Origin of the sequence: Segatella copri (genome assembly GCF_015074785.1) — a bacterium.
Classification (GTDB): domain Bacteria; phylum Bacteroidota; class Bacteroidia; order Bacteroidales; family Bacteroidaceae; genus Prevotella.
The window spans coordinates 3,058,647-3,079,513 of record NZ_CP042464.1 but is presented as its reverse complement, the minus strand read 5'-3'; the positions used below and the strand labels follow the sequence as shown (position 1 = coordinate 3,079,513).

Here is a 20,867-nt window from a genome sequence, read left to right as displayed (position 1 = left end):
AACCTTAATTCATTATAATCTAAATGGAAGGCCGAATTCACCCTCCCAGCCATGAATTAGGGTGCAAAATCCTTCCGAAACGCTTGCGGCAATCATACGCATTTATTAAGATTGCCTAAATTCGGGTGCAAAGATACAAAAAAAATGTGAGTTTCTTGCAGATTTCTGCAATATTTTATTACCTTTGCATGAAAGTTACAACAAACAGATAACCAAGAAAACTTGAAATATATGAAAAAAGTTATTTTCACCCAAGAATGGATTGCTTTGCATCCATACGAAAAAGCAGACGAAACAGATCTGTATTATACAGAACTCGCCAACGAAATATACCACGCTCTTGACGAGGCGTGCTACACCCATAACTTCAAGAATATGGATGAAGCCAAGCAGCTGGCACTCAGCATTGCCGGTTATTTCGAAGATGTGATTTCGGGCACAGGCATCTGGAAAACTTTCACGGAAGAATGCAAGCAGCGCTACGGCACCTACATTCCTTTCTATGAGAAAGAAAGCGAATTCATCAAGAGTACGCTCAACGAAGATGACCCGGCTTACGACCCAGAGGAAATCAACATCGCTGATGTCAAGTTCCTGCTCTGGCACCATTACCAGCAGAGCAGTTTCGTACAGGAAGCCGTTCCTTTCCTCTTCGGAACTCTGGAACTGGCTGCCAAACTTGCCTATATCATCCTCGACAGAGAGTATGAAACGGCCCCGGAAAACGAGCGTCTTCTGACTTATCTCTGCGAAATGCCTGAGATAGAGGGCAACGCTGAAACGACCGAGGAGGACATCGAGAAGAACAAGGAGTTGGATGAGATTCACCGTCGCGACACCCTGGCGTGGTTCCATTATGGCTGCTATTTCAACGTAGGCAACCAGAAGCGCCTGCAGTTTACCCTCCAGCAGATGGCAAACTCGCCTCAGGGTCTCACCGAACCGCTCGCTTATTCTGTGCAGATGGAAATGACCATCGCCGGCAGAAACAATCTCCTGGCGCTCACTTCTTACGAATGGCTCTGCAAGATTTGCAGGAACATGCCTACCCACAAACTTTGGGAGGATGAGGAGTTCAGAAAGAAGGCTACTGAGCAATATGAAAAGGTGGATCATGAGAAGGCGATTCACGACTATAATCTGCTCAAGGCGAAGGGATACGAAGACAAGTTCATCTTCCTGGAAGATGTGAAGACGCTGAAGGAATTCCTCAAGGAGATTGAATTCGAGTTGCCAAAGGACATCCGATTCCCTCAGAAATACGAGAAAGGCATCATCTTAAGCGGAAGTCCATACACAGGCATCAACATCAGTTTCGGTCTGGCTCATTGCATCGCATCGCCTGAAAACCCATACTATGTACAGGAGCGTGCAGAGACCGACAGCTTTGGCATTATCAGCGGCAATGGTCTCCCATTCCCTTACGAAATTGTCTGCAAACTGATAGAAAACAACCTGATTCCTGACGCAAACATCTTTACAAGCCAGTATGTAAAGGAAGAAGGCTTGAAGATTACGCAGGCAAACCTCCAGTTCCTTGCCGATTACTACCTGATGGGTAGAAAGGATAAAGACCTGTCTCCTAAGGAGTTGTGGTAAAGACGCATTCAGCACACTCAAAAAGTTTACTACGTTAACTCCATTTTTTAAGGGGTTAGCGTAGTAGACTTTTACAGATTTATAGAAGAAAGAGCGGAAAATCAGCTGTTAACTGTTAACTCTGTTAACCCCAAGCTATTCTTCCGCTCTTTTTATTATAAATGTTGACAGACATTCTTTTGCTGTCTTCAAACAATATTAAAGAGCTATCAGCTTGCAGCAATTATTAAATATACGTAATTTTCCATATAAATATGTAACAAAGTACAATCTCTTCATTATTTTTTAGTAATTTCGCAGTTAGTAATTCTAAAATCACTAATTATGAAATTCGTAGATAGAATCAGGGAACAAGCTGTTTTACAGACAGCTTTGGAGTCTAAAGCTTCAAGCTTCATTGTGATATACGGACGAAGGAGACTTGGAAAATCAACTCTCATCAGAAGAGTGTTGAAAGATGGAGACATTTACTTTGAAGCCAACCTAAGCGAGAAAACTACCCAGCTAAGTCTGTTGGCACGCACCATAGGCACGGAATATCCGGGCTTCGACAGCCCTGTGTATTCTTCCTGGGAAGACATCATCATGGCTTTCAACTACCGTTGCAAGGAAAACGCAACACTTGTCTTGGACGAGTTCCCATATCTAGTTCAGAAAGATCCAGCATTACCTTCTACTCTACAACGAATCCTCGATAGGCGTATTACCGGAGTAAATGAATTGCGCTGCAACATCATCATCTGCGGCTCTTCACAGAGAATGATGCACGGTCTCTTACAAGGTTCAGAACCTCTTTATGGCAGAGCCGACCGTATTTTCATCCTACGTCCTGTCAAGTTGCCTTGGTGGCAAGAAATCATCAACACCTCAGCCAAGGAACTTGTAGAAGAGTACTCTATATGGGGAGGAGTGCCTCAGTACTGGAGTCAACGAGAAAGATTCTGCTCTTTGGACGAAGCCATTCAAGAACTGATATTAGACGAAATGGGAAATCTCTATGACGAGCCTGCCCGTCTGTTTATGGATGAGGTATCAGATATCGCACCCTATTCGTCAATCATGCTTGCGGTGGGTAGTGGAAAGCAGAAGTATTCCAGCATTTCTGATGCTCTTGGCAAGACTACGGCAGAGCTTGCCAAACCGATAAAAATTCTGACTGAAATGGCTTTCCTCAGAAAGGAAGTACCATTTGGCGAAAATCCGCAGAAGACAAAGAAGATTCTTTATCGGATAGATGACCCATTCATGGCTTTCTACTACAGATTCATCGAACCAAACAAGTCTATGATTGCCTTGGGACGTGGCAACATTGCAAAGAAATTCATCAATGACGGTTTCAACGGTCATGTTGCCGAGGTTTGGGAAAGACTATGTCAGTTGGCTGTCAGTGGTAGCGACATAGAAGGTCACACATGGGGTGAAGCCTCACGCTGGTGGGGCAAGGTTCCCATCTTTGAAGAAGGCAAGAAAACCCCTGTCGGCAACGAGGAACTTGAATTTGATGTTGTTGCAGAAGACCTCTTTGACAAGAACACAATACTTGTAGGAGAATGTAAATGGACAGCCCCTGATTATGCCGACCGACTCTTGGAAAAGTTGAAGAGAAAGGTGGCTCTCGCCCCATTTGCCCAGGGAAAGAATGTAATATACCTCCTTTTCCTAAGAGAAAAGCCCCTACCTGGTCCTCAGCCTTGCAAGGTGATATTGCCAGATGAAGTGGCAAGTTTGCTGCATCATTGAGCTAACCTAAATTATGTTCCGTAAGGTAATGATTTAAAACTTGGTTGCAGTAAAAACACAAAAGTCTACTACGCTAACCCCTTAAAAAATGGCGTTAGCGTAGTAGACTTTTAATATTTAAGAGAAGAAGGTACAGAAAAACAGCTGTTAACTGTTAACTCTGTTAACCCCTATTTCAGATTCTTATCCAGAAACTCCAGCATTTTCTCCTGCGCCTGCAAACCGCAGGAATGAGGAATGTCCCAAAGTTCCGTATCCAGCAGATTATCAGCTCCCTGACTCTTCCAAACCTTGTGCATTTCGGCGAAAGCATCTTTTACGCCGGGCACTGGGAAGAGCTTGTCTTTTGTGCCGTTGATAAAGAGCATCGGCTTCGGACAGGCGAGGGAGGCGATGTGAGGATAGTCGAGATATTGCCTCAACCCCGGGATGCAATTTGCAAAACCGCCATTCTCCTTTCTTCCGAATCTCCGGGTAAGCTGAGCATCCGTGGTAATCATCCAGCAGATGGAAGCACCCGCCTTGATTCTATCCGATAATGCAGAGAGCATCCACGAGCGATAGGATCCCATCGAACACCCCACGCACCCGATACGCTTCGCATCTACCATCGGCAGCGAAGCCAGAAACTCGGTGCTGGAAATATCATCGTAAGTCATGAAGGCAGAGAGGTCTCTACCCAGCATCATCATGTTGCCGGCTATCAGGTCGTATTTGTTTCTATCCACGCCCTCCTTTCGGCCTCGTTCTCCCCACATCGGAGCATCTGCCGAAAAGACTACGTAGCCATGTTTCGCCAGATAATCGCCCACGTACTGATTATCATAAAGCTGCCTTGCCCACGCATCCGCATCATCCAAGATCTCCTGACAGAGTGCCTGTTTCGCCGGAGCATCTTGTTCTTCCGGAGTGAAGAAAGGACGAACCATCTTCTCCTTTCCGATAAAGAGATGAGCGCCATGATCATGAAGCGCATTCACCGTTGGGAATGGTCCCTTGCCATCCGGAATCAGGAGATAAGCAGTAATTCGGGAATAGGCGTTGATATTAAAGGCGATTTTCTGCGCCTTATATCCGTCTCTCTGCTCCTCGCCCAAAACTTCCATATCCCAAGCCGCAGCCGCCTTCGGAGGCGTCATCATGCATTCAAACACCTTCGCCCTTGCCGCCTTCTTCCACTTCTTGAAGTTCTTAATCGGACTGTTGCCCCAAGCCATCGGATAGGTCAGTTCCTTCTTCAGCGTTTCTACATAGGTAGGAATCTCTCCCTGCCATTCATACTTCTCCCGCTTCTGAAGCTTCGGTTTCGAAGAGGTCTTAACAGGCGCCACAGGGGCTTGTGTAAGCGCCACTGAGGTCTGAGCAAGCGCCACCGACGCCTGCAACAATGCAATAATACTATATGTGATAATCCTTTTCATTCTACCTTTCTGTTTATAAGATTAGTTATAGTTTGCAAAATTAAGAAATTATCCGCAAAAAGAGCCCAATAATCTCGATATTTTTGCGTACCTTTGCCTAAAACATTTATAAACAACAGATAAAACATCAATAAATAACGGATAAAACATCATAACATAGAAAGATTAAGATATGAAAATAGCAGTTTTTTGTTCAGCAAATAAGAATATCGACCCCGACTTCTTCATGATGACTGAAGAGATGGGAAAGTGGATGGCAGAGAACGGCCACGACCTGGTTTTCGGTGGCTGCAACTCCGGACTGATGGATTGCATCGGCAAGGCAGTAAAGACGAATGGCAGCAGAACCATCGGTGTGGTTCCTACGCTTGTAGAGCGAGGCGGCAGAACCTTCCCTGACCTCGACATCGAGATTCCTTGTGATAATCTCAGCGACCGCAAGGACCTGATGCTTGCCCAGAGCGACATCTTCGTTGCCCTTCCTGGCGGCATCGGCACCCTGGATGAAATCTTCACCATCGCTGCCTCCCACACCATCGGCTACCATCACAAGATGGTGATTCTCTACAACATGAAAGGCTTCTGGAACTCCACCATCGCCCTTTTGGATGACATGGCAGATAAAGGTGTAATTCGTGGCAATTGGCGGGATGTGATTGAAGTGGCAGATAACCTGGAAGAGCTGGCAAAAATGTGTATTTAAGGAGAAAGAGCGGAAAAACAACTGTTAACTGTTAACTCTGTTAACCTCCAGTTGTTCTTCCGCCCTTGATATTTTCTTCAAGACCATCTATCCCTTATTTTCTTTCCCCAAGAGGAAATCGGAGAGGCTCATCATCAGAATGCCTTCTTCATTATAACCCGAACGATATCTATCCCCTACGATAATCAGTTTGCGGAAGCCGTCGTTTACATTCAATAAAGAAGCCTGCTCCTGATCTACCTTCTCCTTATCAGGCAAGGCATAAGCTGACTGGATATAGAGGCGTTCATCATGACGGTTCACCACGAAATCAATCTCAAGATTTCTACGCTGCAGCTTGCCATTCTCATCTCGCTTGAAGCTCTCCACTACGCCGACATCCACGCCATAGCCTTGTTTGCGAAGCTCGTTATAGATAACATTCTCCATAATATGAGTGTATTCTATCTGTCGGAAGTCAAGAACTGCATTTCGGATACCGATGTCCTCGAAGTAATACTTGGTTCCAGCCCCAATGTACTTGCGACCTTTCACATCATAGCGCAATGCCTCGCTGATAACGAAGGAATCCTGCAGGTATTCCAAATACTTACTGATAGTATTAACACTTATATCTACTCCACCAACCGACTTGAACGTATTGGAGATTTTCAAGACATTGATACAAGAACCTACCGTAGATGCAAGAAGACGTACCAACTCTTTCATTCCCTCTGGATTCTTCAAGCGATTACGTTCCAACACATCTTTCAGATAAACGGTCTCATAAATCTCTCGAAGATAGTTCTGCTTGGCTTCAGGGCTTCCCATCTGCACAACGGCAGGCAATCCACCATAAAGATAATAGGTTTCCAAAGCTTGTTGCATCTCTCCTCCTACAACCTCGTAGTATTCAGAAAAGCTCAATGGATGAATTCGGATTTCCCATCCTCGCCCTCTGAACTCTGTGATTACATCCTTTGACAAGAAACGAGCATTGGAACCTGTAACATACACCTCAGCATTCTCCACATGGAGATAAGAGTTGAGCACATCCTCAAACTCCTTTACCATCTGAACCTCATCAAGAAGAATGTAATACTTCTCCTTGTCAACCATCTGAGCATCTATATACTCCAAGAGCGCATCTGGGTCACGGAGTTTCCTGTTTCTACGGTCTTCAAGATTTACTTGTATGATATGATTCTCTGCAACACCTCTTTCAAGCAAATGCTTACAAAAGATGTTGAAAAGAAGAAAAGATTTACCACATCGGCGGATGCCTGTGATAATCTTTATCATCCCATTGCCTTCGGCAGAGATGAGCTTATCTAGATATTCCTTGCGTTCAAAATACATCATTCATTGAAAATTTTTGTGTCAAGACACATATTTTTGCAGCAAAAGTACACTTTTTACTTGATAACGCCAAAGTTTTTTAGAAAAAAAAGCAAAAGAGGGAGATGTGGGGCACACAAGAAAGAAAAATAGATGCTCGAAAACAAAGAAAGAGCGGAAAAACAACTGTTAACTGTTAACTCTGTTAACCCCAGTTGTTCTTCCGCTCTTGATCATTCTAAAATCTTATCTATTATCTCCAATAAGAAATCTCCTATTCAGCCAGCAGCTTCTCAGCCATTGCCTTACCCAGAGCCTCGCACTGCGCCTTTACCTCTGGAGTAATCGCCTGCTTCATATCTACAGGTTTGCCCACTGGCTCGTAGTGGAGCTTGGTATCGTTCCACTCCTGAATCTTAGCCACAGCCTTGCTTGCCCAGCAATGAGAACCGTACCAACCAAGAAGGTGGTTCTTGATGTCCTTGTTGGCAAGCTCGGAGAGGAGAACCTCCATCTCGTGATAAAGACCGGCATTGTAGGTTGGAGCACCCACGATGAGACCCTTGTAGCGGAAGATGTCGCGCAGGATGTAGCTGTGGTGAGTCTTCGAGATGTTGTACATTACGATGTTCTTCACGCCAGCCTTGCTTGCCGCACGGGCGATGATTTCAGCCATGCGCTCGGTATTGCCGTACATGGTGCCGTAGCAGATAACGAGGCCCGGCTCCGTCTCGTACTTCGACATCTTATCATACATGCCGATTACCTTCTCAATATGCTCGTGCCAAACAGGACCATGGGTTGAGCAGATGTAATCCAGCTCCACGCCAGCCAACTTCTTCAACGCATTCTGAACAGGGATTCCATACTTACCCACAATGTTTGAGTAGTAGCGAACCATCTCCAGCCAGAAAGTCTCGCAGTTGATTTCCGTATCGATGATTCCGCCGTTCAGCGCACCGAAGCAACCGAACGCATCACCTGAGAAGAGCACCTTGTTCTTTGCATCGAGCGTTACCATGGTCTCTGGCCAGTGAACCATAGGGATGAGAACGAAGCTCAGCTCGTGGTTGCCCAATGAAAGGGTTTCGCCATTCTTCACCTCTACCACGTCATCTGTTACGCCGTAGAAGCCTTCGAGCATTCCCAGGGTCTTCTTGTTGCCCACGATCTTGATGTTAGGGTAATATTTCTTGATGAGGGCGATGGAGCCGCTATGGTCAGGTTCCATGTGGTTGATGATGAGGTAATCGATTTCGCGGTCGCCAATCACCTCGTGAATGTTCTCGAGGAACTGGGTGAAGAAATCAACCTCTACAGTATCTACCAGCGCTACCTTCTCATCGTCAATGATATAAGAGTTGTAGCTCACTCCGTTAGGCAAAGGCCAGAGGCCCTCAAAACGATGCTTGTTGCGGTCGTTTACGCCTACGTAATAAATCTTGTTTGTAATTTCTGTCATATCTTTTATATTTTTATAGTTCCTTCTTCTTTGCTTCTCCAAATTCCTTCGAAACATAATTGTAGATGTCCTTGCAGCATTCGGTGGAGAATTCTTGAGCCGAAACAAGGAGACTGTCCCATTGCGCCTCAGATAAGCCACGGTCGATGTCCTCGCGGGTGATTCCATCCTTGATTAATCCGAACACGAAACCGGCATTGAAATTATCGCCGGCTCCGATGGTGCTCACCGGCTTCATCTTCTCCGAAGGATAACTCTTGGCAAAGCCGTTCTCGGCACGAACCTCTACAGGCTCAGCACCCTGGGTGCAGATAAACTTCTTGCAGTAGAAACTGATTTCGGCATTATAAACCTTATCTGCCTCCGGTTTCTTGTAGAGGATTCCGAAGTCCTCGTGGCTTCCGCGCACGAAATCAGCCATCTCCAGGTTCTCTATCAGATTAGGTGTAATCTTCATGATTTCGTTCTGATGAGAAGCACGGAAGTTGATGTCGTAATAAAGAATGGCGCCGTGCTCCTTCGCATACTCCAGGAAGCCGGCAACCTGAGGACGGACCACAGGATTCAGGGCGAAGAACGAACCGAAGAGCACGATGTCGCCAGGATTGATTTCCGGTGTGGCAAACTCCAGCTGGTCGTGAGGATGATCCTTGTAGAAAATGTAGTCGGCATTGTTGTTCTCGTCGAGGAAAGCCAGCGAGAGCGGCGACTTCGATTCCGGGAAGATGCTCACATTGTCAGCATTCACCCCATTATCTCTCAAAAACTGAATCACATACTCTCCTATGCGGTCGTTGCCCGCCTCGCTGATAAACGAAGCATTTACGCCCGCACGCCCCAACGAGATGACTGCATTGAATGATGAGCCACCCGGTACTGCCTCTATCGGCTTGCCGCCCTTGAAGATGATGTCAAGCACGGTTTCTCCTATTCCTATTACTTTGCGCATTGTTTTTTGATGTCTATATTTATTTTTTGGGAGCAAAGATAAGTCTTTTTGGCGATAATGCAAAATAAATGACTATTTTTTTGGATAAATTACATTTTCAGTGTAACTTTGCACCTTGAAATGAAATACAATACTTATACACTCGATAATGGACTCCGCATCATCCACCTGCCTTCAGACAGCAAGGTGGTGTATTGCGGTTACCAGATTAACGCCGGCACCCGAAACGAGGAGCCGGGCGAAGAAGGACTTGCCCACTTCTGCGAGCACGTTACTTTCAAGGGCACAGAGCGCCGCAAGGCGTGGCACATTCTCAACTGTCTGGAGAGCGTGGGAGGCGACTTGAACGCCTACACCAACAAGGAAGGCACGGTTTATTACTCAGCCATCCTCAAAGAGCACATCGCAAGAGCCGTAGATCTGCTCACCGACATCGTTTTCCATTCGGTTTATCCGCAAGCGGAAATCGACAAGGAGGTAGAGGTAATCTGCGATGAAATAGAGAGTTACAACGATTCTCCTGCCGAACTGATTTATGATGAATTCGAAAACATCATCTTCAAGGGCTCGCCGCTGGGCCACAATATTCTGGGCACAGCCGAGCAGGTTCGCTCGTTCAAGACAGAAGATGCGCTGCGCTTTACAAGAAAGCTTTACCGGCCGGATAATGCGATATTCTTCGCTTACGGAGACATTGACTTCAAGAAGCTGCTAAGACTCTTGAAGAAGAGCTTTTTAAGTGAAGAACGAAGAGTGAAGAGTGAAAAATTCAATAGTCCAGAGGCGCAAACCCAATTCAACATTCAACACTTAACATTCAACACTCAACACTCCTTCGAGGGGCAGACAATCGTGATGCAGAAGAATACGCATCAGGCTCATGTGATGATTGGAACCCGCGCCTACGATGTGAACGACAGCCGCAGAATGCCGCTCTATCTGCTCAACAACATGCTGGGCGGACCGGGAATGAACGCCAAGCTGAACCTAGCCCTGCGTGAGCACAACGGACTGGTTTACACCGTAGAGAGCACGATGGCGGCTTATGGCGATACGGGCATTTGGAGCATTTATTTCGGCTGCGATGAGCACGACGTGAAGCGCTGCCTCAGACTGGTTCGCAAGGAACTGGATAAGTTCATGCAGAAGCCGCTGAGCGAGGCGCAGCTCAAGGCCGCCAAGAAGCAGATTAAGGGACAGGTAGGCGTGGCTTGCGACAACCGCGAGAACTTTGCCCTCGACTTCGGCAAGAGCTTCCTTCACTATGGCTGGGAGAAGAACGTAGACCGACTCTACGAGCAGGTGGATGAGATTACAGCCGAACAGATACAGGCCGTGGCTCAGGAGTTGTTTGATAAAGACAGGCTCACCACGCTGATTTTCAGATAAATAAGAAACAAAGAAGGCAACAACTTGGGTCGTCATGCGACTTCCCTCGTTGTTGCCTTCGTAATTTAATGAATTAAAACTGCTTTTTTCTTAAAACAACTAACAATTAACCTAAAAACTTAAACCTAAAAACCTAAAATGAAAATCTATAAAACCTAAAACGAATTTTTAACAATCTATATATGAAATCCCCTATCAGAATTTATCACGAAAACTCTCAGGGGACAAGTATGAATTTCAAATGAAAAGGAGTTTTTTACTCTCCTCTTTGGTTTCGGAAGCCCCTTTGGCTCCCTACTGTTTTTACTCAGCTGTGCATTGCTACCAGCCATTTTTTAATCTCGGCTCTTTTGGAGCCCTTCGCATGGCTAATCTCCGATTAAGCCAACTTGTTGTTAATAGCACCAACTTCAGCTACACATGCAACAACTACTGCGATAATCATTCCTAATACTAACATAATCTTTTCCTTTCTTAAATTTGTTATCTTAAATATATAATCTTGTAGTTTTACCTAACAAAATCTTAACTCTCTTTATTTCTTACCCCCCGAAGGAGGATTTCTATGCTCTCTTAGCTTCGTAGCTTATTTGCCGCAGTTCATTCCGAGGTTCATACCTGCGCAAGCAACTACTGCGAATGCTACTACTGCTACTGTCATTATCCCGAACATTACCATAATCTTTTATCCTTTTTTCTTTTTTCTGGTGCAAAGGTACAACTTTTTGTGTGCGCACACAAACATTTTAGGAGAAAAGTTTCAAAAAGCCCTTTTTTCTTGATTAAGGTCAAGAACATTTACATTCTCGTTACAAAAACGGGCTATTTTAAAGCTTTTGCCCTTTCAGGGCGACAGGCGTGCTGCCATTATTACCCAGGGCGGTGCCCTGGGCTAGGAGCTTCTGCCCTTTCTATTATATTTGCACTTGGAAAAATAAAGAGGTAAAAATCTTTATATCTGCAAACTTTTGTTAACTTTGCAGAAAATTAGATAAGTACAATAAAAAAAGAAGAATACTCCATATCCAGCGTTAACCCTGTGCCCTTTCTAGCATAGTAAAGGCTTAGCCCTGTTTGGGGAACTGGATATTTTCTGAGCAGAAGCTTGAGAGTAAATTAGCCTGCTTGTGTAGAACAAGACAGGACTCGTAGTATAGTTGTAGCCGCTCAGAACGGAGCACCCTTCTTATTAAAAACTTTATTCAATATGCAAATATACGGAATAGATTTGGCAAAAGAGAAATTTGACGTAAGTTTTTTCGACTTGACATCAAAAAAAGTATCAAACCACCCTTCACATAAGGTTGTAAAGAACAATTTTAAGAGTATCGGAAGGTTTTTAGAAACCCTTCCAAGCGATGCTGTATTGGTTGCTGAGCATACCGGAGTTTATGGTGATACTCTCTTGAAGTGCTGCATGGATAGCAATGTGAAGATTGCCTTTGTGGGTGGATATGTCATCCATAGATACAGAGCTACCCCTGACCGTGCCAAGACGGATGTCCTGGATTGTGCACTGCTCAGAGATTTTGGAGAGAGATATCCTGATAAGCTGAAATACAAGACGTTTCCAGAAGAGGCTCTATATGAGCTTCGTCAATTGGCACGCCACCGGGAAATGCTTGTAGAACAGCGTAAGCAGCTAATAACAGCCGACAAGAGCGAGGATTGTCGTCCTATCAGAAGTCTTACCGTCAAGCGAAGCATGGACCGCATCAAAGAGATGTTGGACACGGAAATTGCAGAGACGGAAAAAGAAATGTTGAAAGTCATAAATGGACATGAGAGCATTCGCCACAACTATGAGCTTGTTAAAAGTGTCGATGGAGTTGGGCTGATTACCGCAGTAGAACTATTGGTAAAAACAGAGAATTTCACAAAAATAACTACAGCGCGCCAATATGCTGCTTATGCAGGAACTGCGCCATACGAAAAATCATCGGGGAAAATGGACAAGGGAGCACATATATCCAAGATTGGTAATAGACGGTCAAAGACCTTGTTGTACATCTGCGCAGAAAGCGCCAGATTGCACAACAAGGAGATTAAACTGTATTACGAGAGACGTACTTTAATAGATAAAAAGCCGCGTCATTATGTACTAAATGCCATAGCAAACAAGTTGCTAAGGATCATATTCACCCTCGTGGAAAAAGGTGAATACTATGACGCAAACTTCATTAGGCAAGACCCAAGGGTCGTTAAATATAATTAACGTTAAAAAATACGCTCAAAGCTTGCTCAATTAGAGTAAAACAGGGCGTGCTGCTAAAACGTGGGGGGCGTGGCATTTCACCACGCCCACTCCTTTATCACCGCTACGCAGCCATTCCTGGCGTTCCGTAGTGCCCATACTTGGCGATGAAACGGGCGGTCTTGGTGAAGGTGCCGTCCTCGTTCTTCATGATGAAGCCACGCTTCTTCCAGTTGCACAGCAGGATGGCAAGCTTCGTCTTGGTGCCATGAACCTGACAGATGTTCTGAATCTCAGTCTTGTCAAAGGTATCATGAACGTAGAGAAGAAGATTGCTCACACCGGGAGTATGACACACAGAGCGGCTGTCTGCATCTATCGCCTCCTGCATCTGATTGCCGAAGAAACGCATCTTGCACCACAGATCATACTTCACGCTCCATACGATGAAATCCTCTATCGCCTTCTCCCACTTCTCGCCATTCGCCAGATAAAGCACCATCGCGCGGCGGAAACCATTCGCCAGACCACGCTTGGCAAACTCGGCGTAAGGCTTGTTGTAAGCCAGCTGAGCCATCTCCATAATCTCATTCTCCAGGCGCTCGATAAGCTGGCGAGCCTTACGGCACTCCTTGAAACCGCTGGCTGCGTTCAGCTGCTGGATATAAGGAGAAAGCTGCGACTTGAACTGCGCATCATAACTGCCCACCTCCGGACGCGGAGCGAAATCGGGACGGATAATGGTGGCGAGCGACAGGCGGCTCACGGCTCCATCAGCCACCTCACGAACCGAGAAGAATTTCTGCGTAACAGCAATGGTGCTCGAAGCATTCCAGTTGAAACGGGTCTTTACGCGGGCTGTAACGCTCTTGGTTCCTACTCGCTCCTGGCCGTCCTCTGAATTGTCCCAACAGAGGCGAATCAGCTGGCTAGGGTCGTTAAACTTCCTGAGCATGTCTACCTCGTCCATCTTGCAGTAGAGATAAGCATCGCCAGCCTTCTGCACATCGTCGAGACGCTGGATGTAGGCAGCGCGGGTAAGGTCGGGCGAAACGATGCGGATGCAGATGTCTTCCGGGCGCACCGGTTTCTTCTTGTTGTCGCCCATAGTGTTCACCTCGTCCTTCCAGTCCTGCTCCTTCTGGCGGTTCACCTTATCCATCTGAATCAGGTCTTCGATGATGCAGTCGATGGGGCCGTTGACGAGCGATTTGCCTGACGACATGGCTGCAATGAGCAGATTCATCATCGCCGCCTCGTGCACCTGATTATCGGTGTAGCGGAAGGTTACGCCCTTGAGATGAGCGGCAAGCGCAGGGAAGACCGCCATTGCCACAGCCGCCTTGAAATCGGCTGGAACCTTGCTGGTGAGCAACTTGATGAGTTTAGGCAACCGGGCTGGCAACTGAGGAGGAACATCGGCATAGATTCCCGCCTTCTCGGTGGCCTGCTTGGCAAGATGATTCTTGCGGGCAGTCTCTACAGCCTGCTTTACCAAATCCGGAATCGCGGTAGATTGCGCCACCTTGCAGGCATTCTCTACGGTGGCGAACGCCTTCGCCTCGTCTTCTCCGAAGGTTTCTATTACCTGCTTGATCCAAGCCGCCTCACTATTACAGATGTATCTCAGCAGGCAGGCTTCACGATAGATGAAGTTGTTGCGGTTGCCGTGGACAGGAGCGCCGCCCATCAGCTCTACCAGCGCCTTCACAATCTCCTCGTAAGGAACGCCGTCGTAAGTCTGCTCATACTGCACGGCATTGGCAGCCTTTCTAGCCTTCTCCTCCTCGCTCTCGATGGGTTCGAAGTCTACATCCAGCGGACGGCCGTCGATATCCAGTCCTCTCTTGCGGTAAGCCTCACGATATTCAGCCACAGCCTCCTTATCCAGGCGCTTGTACCAGTCGTCGGCAGTATAAATCTGGCTTGCCGCATCGGTGATGAAGATGATGCGCTCCGGGGTTACGCAGCTAGGGTCTTCGGTGGCGTGGATGAGTTTGCAGAAGGCGCTCTGAGCCTCAGCGATGGTCATTCCTACCGGGATGCGGATGTCGATGTGGGCCTTGTTGCGGGCTGAGCGCTCGATGTGGAGCACCTTTCCCTTCCAGAGTTCGATGTCTTCGGCTGAGAAGATTTTCTCTCTGAAGAGCTTCTCTGTAGGCTCATCAAACATTCCGTTCAGCAGAAGGGCGTTCTTCACCGCTGGCTCAACCTCCTCAGGATTATCAATGTCTATGGTTGTCTGGAAGGTGAAAGCCTCCGGGTCGATGAATTTCTGGGCGCGATGGTCTTCGAGGAAGTGGAAGTAGTGAGGTGAGCGGAAAGGCAGCTGCTTCTTGAGGTCAGAAATCTTCCGGTCTAGCTGCTGGTAGGTTTCGCCTGCCTTCATCTCCTCCTGCTGCATCATCTGGTTCTGCTGGGCGGTGAGGTCACGAATCTGACCAACGAGCTGTGCGAGCCAAGGCTGCTTGGTAAGCTCGGTGTAGTAATCGAGGAGATGGGATGAAATCTGTCCCATGTTCGCTCTGCGGTTAGGGTTCATTGCGATGATGCGGCTGCTGAGCTGCTTGCATTCATCAAAGGTTAATGATTTTTGTGTCATAAATCTATATTTTTTTAGTTGTAAAAGACAGGCTCTTTTTGCAGAAACCTGCCGCCTTCCATTCTGAAAAGCGATGCAAAGATAAACAAAAAAAAAGCCGTTTGCAAGTTTTTTCTGAGGTAAAAAAACAGGGGTATAAAGAGGGGTATAAAAAGGTATAAAAGTATAAACAAAGGGTATAAGAGGGGTATATTAATACCCCGCTAACTACCATCTCCCGCCATCATCTCGTCATCTTTCATGGTGTTCGAGACTGGCACTTTCTCATCCACCAATTTCGGCAAGATTTCCCTCAAGTTCACATTCTCCGAACAGGCTGTTGTTCCCATAATCATCTTGAAAGCATTCACAATATCGCAATAACGATTGAATCTTTCCTTGCTTACCGAGCCCAACTTATCTGAATCAAGTTTCCACCATTCCAAAGCCGCATATTCGAAAGGTGCAGATTTCACCTGCGCAAGATCCTTCCATTTGCAGAGCGGAGCACGCTCCGTATTCTCCGGAGGTAGTTTTTCATACAGGTGGGCCAGATGTTTGCAGAAGGCTGTAGGAGCTCCCATATCGAATAGCCCCCACCCGTTTAAGAGTCGGAACACAGGGAACCAGTCGGATTGCTTTTTCACCAGCAATTCAGAACAGCCGTTTTTCTTATAAACCGCTATCTTCGGAATTACCAAATCAACCAGTTCCATGAATTTTTCTTTCTTCACTTCGTTCGAAGGCTTGGCACCCACCGCCTTCATCGCCTTCAGCGACTCCTTATCACCGTGCTTGCCCCATTGCTTCACATCGTCCACCCTGCCGTTCATAATCATCAGCACGATGCCCGAGAGCAGCTGGAGCATCTTCTTTCTAGGCACACGCTTATAGAACACCTGACGGAGGAAATCTACAGGGTCGGCCTTGAATGTTGGGTAGAGATTGTGGGGGAAGGCGTGCAGCTGCTGGTCTATGGCGTCCAGCTGGTCTTTATAATCGTAGGTGCCCGTCTGCTTCTTCTTGATGGCATTCGGGGCCTCTACGAAGAAAGAATAGGCCGCACGCTCGCGGTAAGCCGAACTGGTGATGAATCCCATCTCGGTAAGCAGAACGGCCCGGAGGCGCTGCAGTTCCTCATCGTCTATCTGCTCCAGCTTATGAAGGATGCGGTTTCTGGCCTGCGTCATTTCGCGGGAATAATCGCTGCGCTGGATTTCGAGGAAACTGCTGAGCCGCTCTCTAGCCTCAGAAAGGCAATCGGCAAGCTCCTCGCGCAGCATCGCCTCAGTTTCTGCATCAAGAGAACGGTTCTCCGCCTCAGAAGAGGTTTTATCGGATGCAGAGGCACCTTTATCCGAAGCGCCTTCAGAGAGCGTATTCCTGAGGCGGATGATGCTGTTGATGACGCCTTCGAGCATCATGGTGCAGTCGCTGAAACGGGTGAGCTGTTCGATGGGCAGCACAGGACCGGAGTATTGCCAGTCATCATAAATCTTATCATCATATATTTCGCGGCGCGCCTGCTCCATCTCCTCATCAGAAACATCAGAGAGCACTCTCACCATGAGCTGCAATCCAGCCTTATCGCCCTCGTTCTTGCTGTTGCAGCCTATGCACCGGGTGCGCAGGTTCCGCTCCTTGCGGGCGATGATGAGGGCGCGTACGTCCTCGCCTTCCAGGGCTGAAACATAGCCTATGAGCTGCTGTTTGTCATAAGCTTTCACCGCCAGCATGTCGAAGGTGTTGGCGTCATCGGGCACGAGGCAGATGGTTCTCCCCTCTGCTTCTTTAGCATACTCTACCTCATGGCCTTTCACGTCATTATGGGTGAGTCCTACGATATGGAATGTGAGATTCTTCATTTTATGTTGTTATTATTGTTTTTACGTTTGTTTGCAGTCAGGTTACAAAAGTAAGGTTTTTCGGTGAAACCACCAAGCATTCTTGTTTAAATTTCCTAAAAGAGGGACGGAGAAGAGGGTGTTTTAAACTTCGGTTAGTTTATAGATGATAGTTTATAGCAATCTTGCGAACGGCTACGCCCTATCAACTGTTAACTATAAACTATTAACTTGTTGTTGGGGGGTTAACAGGGTTAACAGTTAACAGCTGTTTTTTGCATGGTCCCCCTCACGTACCTTATTATATAATAATATATATATACTTATTTTTATATAAGTGTGTGGATGGAAGTATGCATTTTTGGGGTGTTAACTGTTAACCTGTTAACCTTTCCCTCTCAGAGCGCCCCTCTCCCATCAGAATGCCCTCTCTCCCGATGCTTGTTAAAGATGGCTGGCTGAGCCTTGGCAGAAAAAAGCTCAAACTCCCTGCTACAGCCCGTTTTACAGGCTTATATGATGACTAGAGAGAGGCATAAATGATGGCTGGCGATAGGCATAAATGATGGCAGAAAGAGGGCATAAATGATGGCTCACGAAGGGGATGGATCATGCATCGCGAGGGAAGAAATATTGCGTCGCGACGGAACGGGGAATGCATCGCGATGCAGAAAAAAGGGCTTTATAGAGCGGAATACTATGACAATACTCTGTTAATTCTTATGTAATCGATTGAAAATGAGAGAGTTAATTAACGTAATACAACTAATAAAATTTGGTTAAGTGGCTGATTATCAGTAACTTTATAGTTCTCTAAGCTCAAAGTTATATGACATCAGAACCACTCAACCAATATACGGAAATATGCAGAGATGCTATCAAAAGTTCATCTGCAAAGTTAAGCAAAACTTTCGAGAGTCTACTCTTGGAAATACTTTTATTGTACATGACGATACAAAGAAAGATAAATTTCACTCAAATGGAGCGTTACGGCACCCATTGTGAGCAGACCTACAGAACGAACTTCAACCGTGGTCGTGCTAAATGCATAGACTGGGTGAAGTTCAACCTTGCCCTATGCCGACGTTACTTGAATATGGATGGTCTATTGGCTATAGCCATCGATCCGAGCTACATCAGCAAGTCGGGTAAGAAGACTCCGCATATCGGTACTTTCTGGTCCGGTTGTGCAAGTTCCATGAAGCATGGGCTTGAAATCATGGGGCTTGCACTTGTCGATGTCCATGCCAACAGTTGCATGATGCTGCGCGCCCATCAGACTCCATCTACTGGAGAATTGAAAATGCGTAACATGACTCTCGTGCAACATTACATAGCGGTCATCAAGCGTTATAAGAAGGATTTGTTGAAGGTCACCGATATTGTTGTCGCTGACGCTTTCTTCTCTATCCGTCCGTTTGTGGACGGAATCAAAGAGTGCGGTTTCCATCTTGTCAGCCGCTTCAGGGATACTGCGAGCCTATATTATGTGTATACGGGACCTCGTTCCAATAAGCCTGGACGTCCCAAGACACTTGACGGAAAAATCAACTACAAGAAACTTGACCTCACACGTATGGCAGAGTTGCATATTGAAGGACTTGAAGGCACAGCCTACACACTCATAGCCTATTCAAAGGCATTGAAGCAGAAAGTGCGCCTTGTCATTTGGGTTATGCCGAACGGAAAACACAAGCTTTTCTTCTCAACAAAGACATCCATGTCGGGTGAGGAAGTGTTGCGCACATACCGCTCAAGATTCCAAATAGAGTTTTGTTTTCGCGATGCAAAGCAATATACTGGTCTTACGCATTGCCAAGCAAGACACAAGAACCAGTTGGACTTTTCCTATAATGCATCATTCGCATCACAGAATGTTGCGAAAGTGATGATGAAGGAAAATGAATTGCCGTATTCCATGGCTTCTTTCAAGGAGATTATGGCAAGCACATACATCGCTAAATTAATTTTCAACAAGTGTCGGAGAATACCGAACCGAAAGTTAATTAGTCATACTATCAAAGAACTCTTTGGCTGGCAACGTAAAGCTGCTTAGCCATTATCTCAAATTTTAACGAACTATTGCTATGAGTTGCGGGACAGAAAACTATGAGTAAGTTTTGTTAACGGGGGAAGGCGAGGCTTTCATAAAATGATGGTTTTGCACCCTCCATTAAGCGTTTTTACTCAACGTACTGAGTAATTTTACTCAATGCACTGAGTAAATTCAGCTCAACAACAAGATAAAAAAAAAGAAAAACAGATGATTTAAGATTATTAAAGCCTTAAAATCGCTATTTATACAGAATATTTCCTATCTTTGCAGCATCTTTCAGTACCGAAAGTAGAAATTACTCAATCGACTGAGTAAAATTACTCAATGCACTGAGTAAATTGATAACAAAAAAAAAGAAAAAATAAAGCAAAACAACAATTATAACATCAGAAAGGAGACCGGAATTATGTATAAAAGAAGCATTTACCACACGATTATCAAGCGACTGGAAGAGCACAGAATGTTCATCCAGGTAGTGATGGGACCCCGACAGATTGGCAAATCTACCGTCGTTAAGCAGGTGCTCGACGACCTCGGGAAGCCTTATCTCCTCTATTCTGCCGACACCATCCCCAACACATCACCAAAATGGATAAGTGAATGTTGGGCAAATGCCCGGTTGCAGATGCGCGCGCAGCAGCTGGAAGAAATGATTCTGGTGATTGATGAGGTGCAGAAACTGAAAAACTGGAGCGAATATGTAAAGAAAGAATGGGATGCAGACTCGCTCAATCATATCAACCTCAAGGTAGTACTGCTAGGTTCTTCAAGAGTTTTGCTGGAGAAAGGTCTGGCAGAATCGCTCATGGGAAGATACGAGGAAATCAGGATGAGCCACTGGAGCTATCCGGAAATGAGAGAAGCCTTCAACATGTCGCTAGAACAGTATATATATTATGGTGGCTATCCGGGTGCCGCACAGCTCATAGAAGACGAAGAAAGATGGGGAAACTACATGAACGGAGCCATCATCGATGCAACCATCAACAAAGACATCCTGATGGATTCGCCTATCAGCAAGCCTGCCCTGCTGCGCCAGACATTTGAGTTGAGCGTAGCTTATTCGGGCAAGATACTCTCGATCACCAAGATGCTGGGAGCCCTGCAAGATGCAGGCAACACGGTGACGTTGGCTGGATATCTGAACCTGCTAGGCGACAGCGGACTTGTAACAGGACTTCAGAAATTTTCTGTAGATATGGCCCGCAAGCGTGCCAGCATCCCGAAATATCAGGTTTACAACAATGCCCTGCTAAGCGTTCTGAGCGGATTGTCGTTTAAGGAAGCCGTAACTGACAGCAAGCGATGGGGACAGTTTTTCGAATCAGCCATAGGAGCTTATATCATCAGCGAAGCCTTCGTCCATCGTTTCGAGGTTTATTATTGGCGCGAAGGCAATGATGAGGTTGATTTCGTTCTCAAGAAGAACCAAAAGATTGTAGCCATAGAGGTGAAGAGCAATGGCGAAACCAAGACAACCGGCATGGAACGCTTCCACAAGCTCTTCAATCCGCTAGCCACCATAGTTGTGGGCGAGAATGGCATTCAGCCTGAGCTGTTCCTCAGCATGGATCTCAGAAAGCTTTTCGAATAAAGAAACTAAAAATGCCTG

Annotated in this window: 13 protein-coding genes; 7 read left to right on the top strand and 6 right to left on the bottom strand. The window is 46.2% G+C overall.

The annotated features are described in order from the left end of the window. Positions 1-231: 231 nt before the first annotated feature. Both FO447_RS12705 and FO447_RS12700 read left to right on the top strand, forming a co-directional pair. Positions 232-1,599 carry a DUF3843 family protein gene (locus FO447_RS12705; protein WP_200756643.1) on the top strand — a complete coding sequence of 456 codons (1,368 nt, stop codon included), beginning with the start codon at positions 232-234 and terminating at the stop codon, positions 1,597-1,599. A 324-nt stretch (positions 1,600-1,923) separates the two neighbouring features. Further along, positions 1,924-3,339, top strand: a complete 1,416-nt coding sequence (locus tag FO447_RS12700) for an ATP-binding protein (RefSeq protein WP_200756641.1) — start codon at positions 1,924-1,926, stop codon at positions 3,337-3,339. 170 nt (positions 3,340-3,509) lie between these two features. On the opposite strand, the gene FO447_RS12695 is transcribed toward FO447_RS12700, so the two are convergent. Next, positions 3,510-4,760 (bottom strand): alpha/beta hydrolase family protein, encoded by a 1,251-nt coding sequence (locus FO447_RS12695; protein WP_200756639.1) that lies wholly within the window; start codon positions 4,758-4,760, stop codon positions 3,510-3,512. Between the two features lie 172 nt (positions 4,761-4,932). Between FO447_RS12695 and FO447_RS12690 the strand changes: the two genes are divergently transcribed. Next, complete coding sequence (locus tag FO447_RS12690) at positions 4,933-5,463, top strand: TIGR00730 family Rossman fold protein (protein ID WP_200756637.1); 531 nt, start codon at positions 4,933-4,935, stop codon at positions 5,461-5,463. An 87-nt stretch (positions 5,464-5,550) separates the two neighbouring features. Here the strand turns inward: FO447_RS12690 and FO447_RS12685 are convergent, their stop codons facing one another. The 3 genes from FO447_RS12685 to FO447_RS12675 form a co-directional block, all read right to left on the bottom strand. Then, entirely contained in the window at positions 5,551-6,801 is a 1,251-nt protein-coding gene (locus FO447_RS12685) for an ATP-binding protein (protein WP_200758584.1), read from the bottom strand. A gap of 253 nt (positions 6,802-7,054) precedes the next feature. Beyond that, positions 7,055-8,242: an FprA family A-type flavoprotein gene (locus tag FO447_RS12680; RefSeq protein WP_200756636.1), complete on the bottom strand. Its 1,188-nt coding sequence runs from the start codon at positions 8,240-8,242 to the stop codon at positions 7,055-7,057. Between the two features lie 13 nt (positions 8,243-8,255). Then, a complete protein-coding gene (locus tag FO447_RS12675; protein ID WP_117728455.1) occupies positions 8,256-9,191 on the bottom strand; it encodes a PfkB family carbohydrate kinase in 936 nt (311 codons plus the stop codon). Between the two features lie 120 nt (positions 9,192-9,311). Between FO447_RS12675 and FO447_RS12670 the strand changes: the two genes are divergently transcribed. Next, positions 9,312-10,580, top strand: coding sequence for a M16 family metallopeptidase (locus tag FO447_RS12670; RefSeq protein WP_200756635.1), 1,269 nt, complete (start codon positions 9,312-9,314; stop codon positions 10,578-10,580). Between the two features lie 1,207 nt (positions 10,581-11,787). Beyond that, entirely contained in the window at positions 11,788-12,795 is a 1,008-nt protein-coding gene (locus FO447_RS12665) for an IS110 family transposase (protein ID WP_200756378.1), read from the top strand. A gap of 103 nt (positions 12,796-12,898) precedes the next feature. Here the strand turns inward: FO447_RS12665 and FO447_RS12660 are convergent, their stop codons facing one another. Both FO447_RS12660 and FO447_RS12655 read right to left on the bottom strand, forming a co-directional pair. After that, positions 12,899-15,376, bottom strand: coding sequence for a hypothetical protein (locus FO447_RS12660; protein ID WP_200756634.1), 2,478 nt, complete (start codon positions 15,374-15,376; stop codon positions 12,899-12,901). 203 nt (positions 15,377-15,579) lie between these two features. After that, a complete protein-coding gene (locus FO447_RS12655) occupies positions 15,580-17,220 on the bottom strand; it encodes a hypothetical protein (RefSeq protein WP_200756633.1) in 1,641 nt (546 codons plus the stop codon). 808 nt (positions 17,221-18,028) lie between these two features. Between FO447_RS12655 and FO447_RS12650 the strand changes: the two genes are divergently transcribed. Continuing rightward, entirely contained in the window at positions 18,029-19,255 is a 1,227-nt protein-coding gene (locus FO447_RS12650; RefSeq protein ID WP_117664388.1) for a transposase, read from the top strand. Positions 19,256-19,661: 406 nt separating this feature from the next. Continuing rightward, a complete protein-coding gene (locus FO447_RS12645) occupies positions 19,662-20,849 on the top strand; it encodes an ATP-binding protein (protein ID WP_200756632.1) in 1,188 nt (395 codons plus the stop codon). The last annotated feature ends 18 nt before the right edge of the window (positions 20,850-20,867 follow it).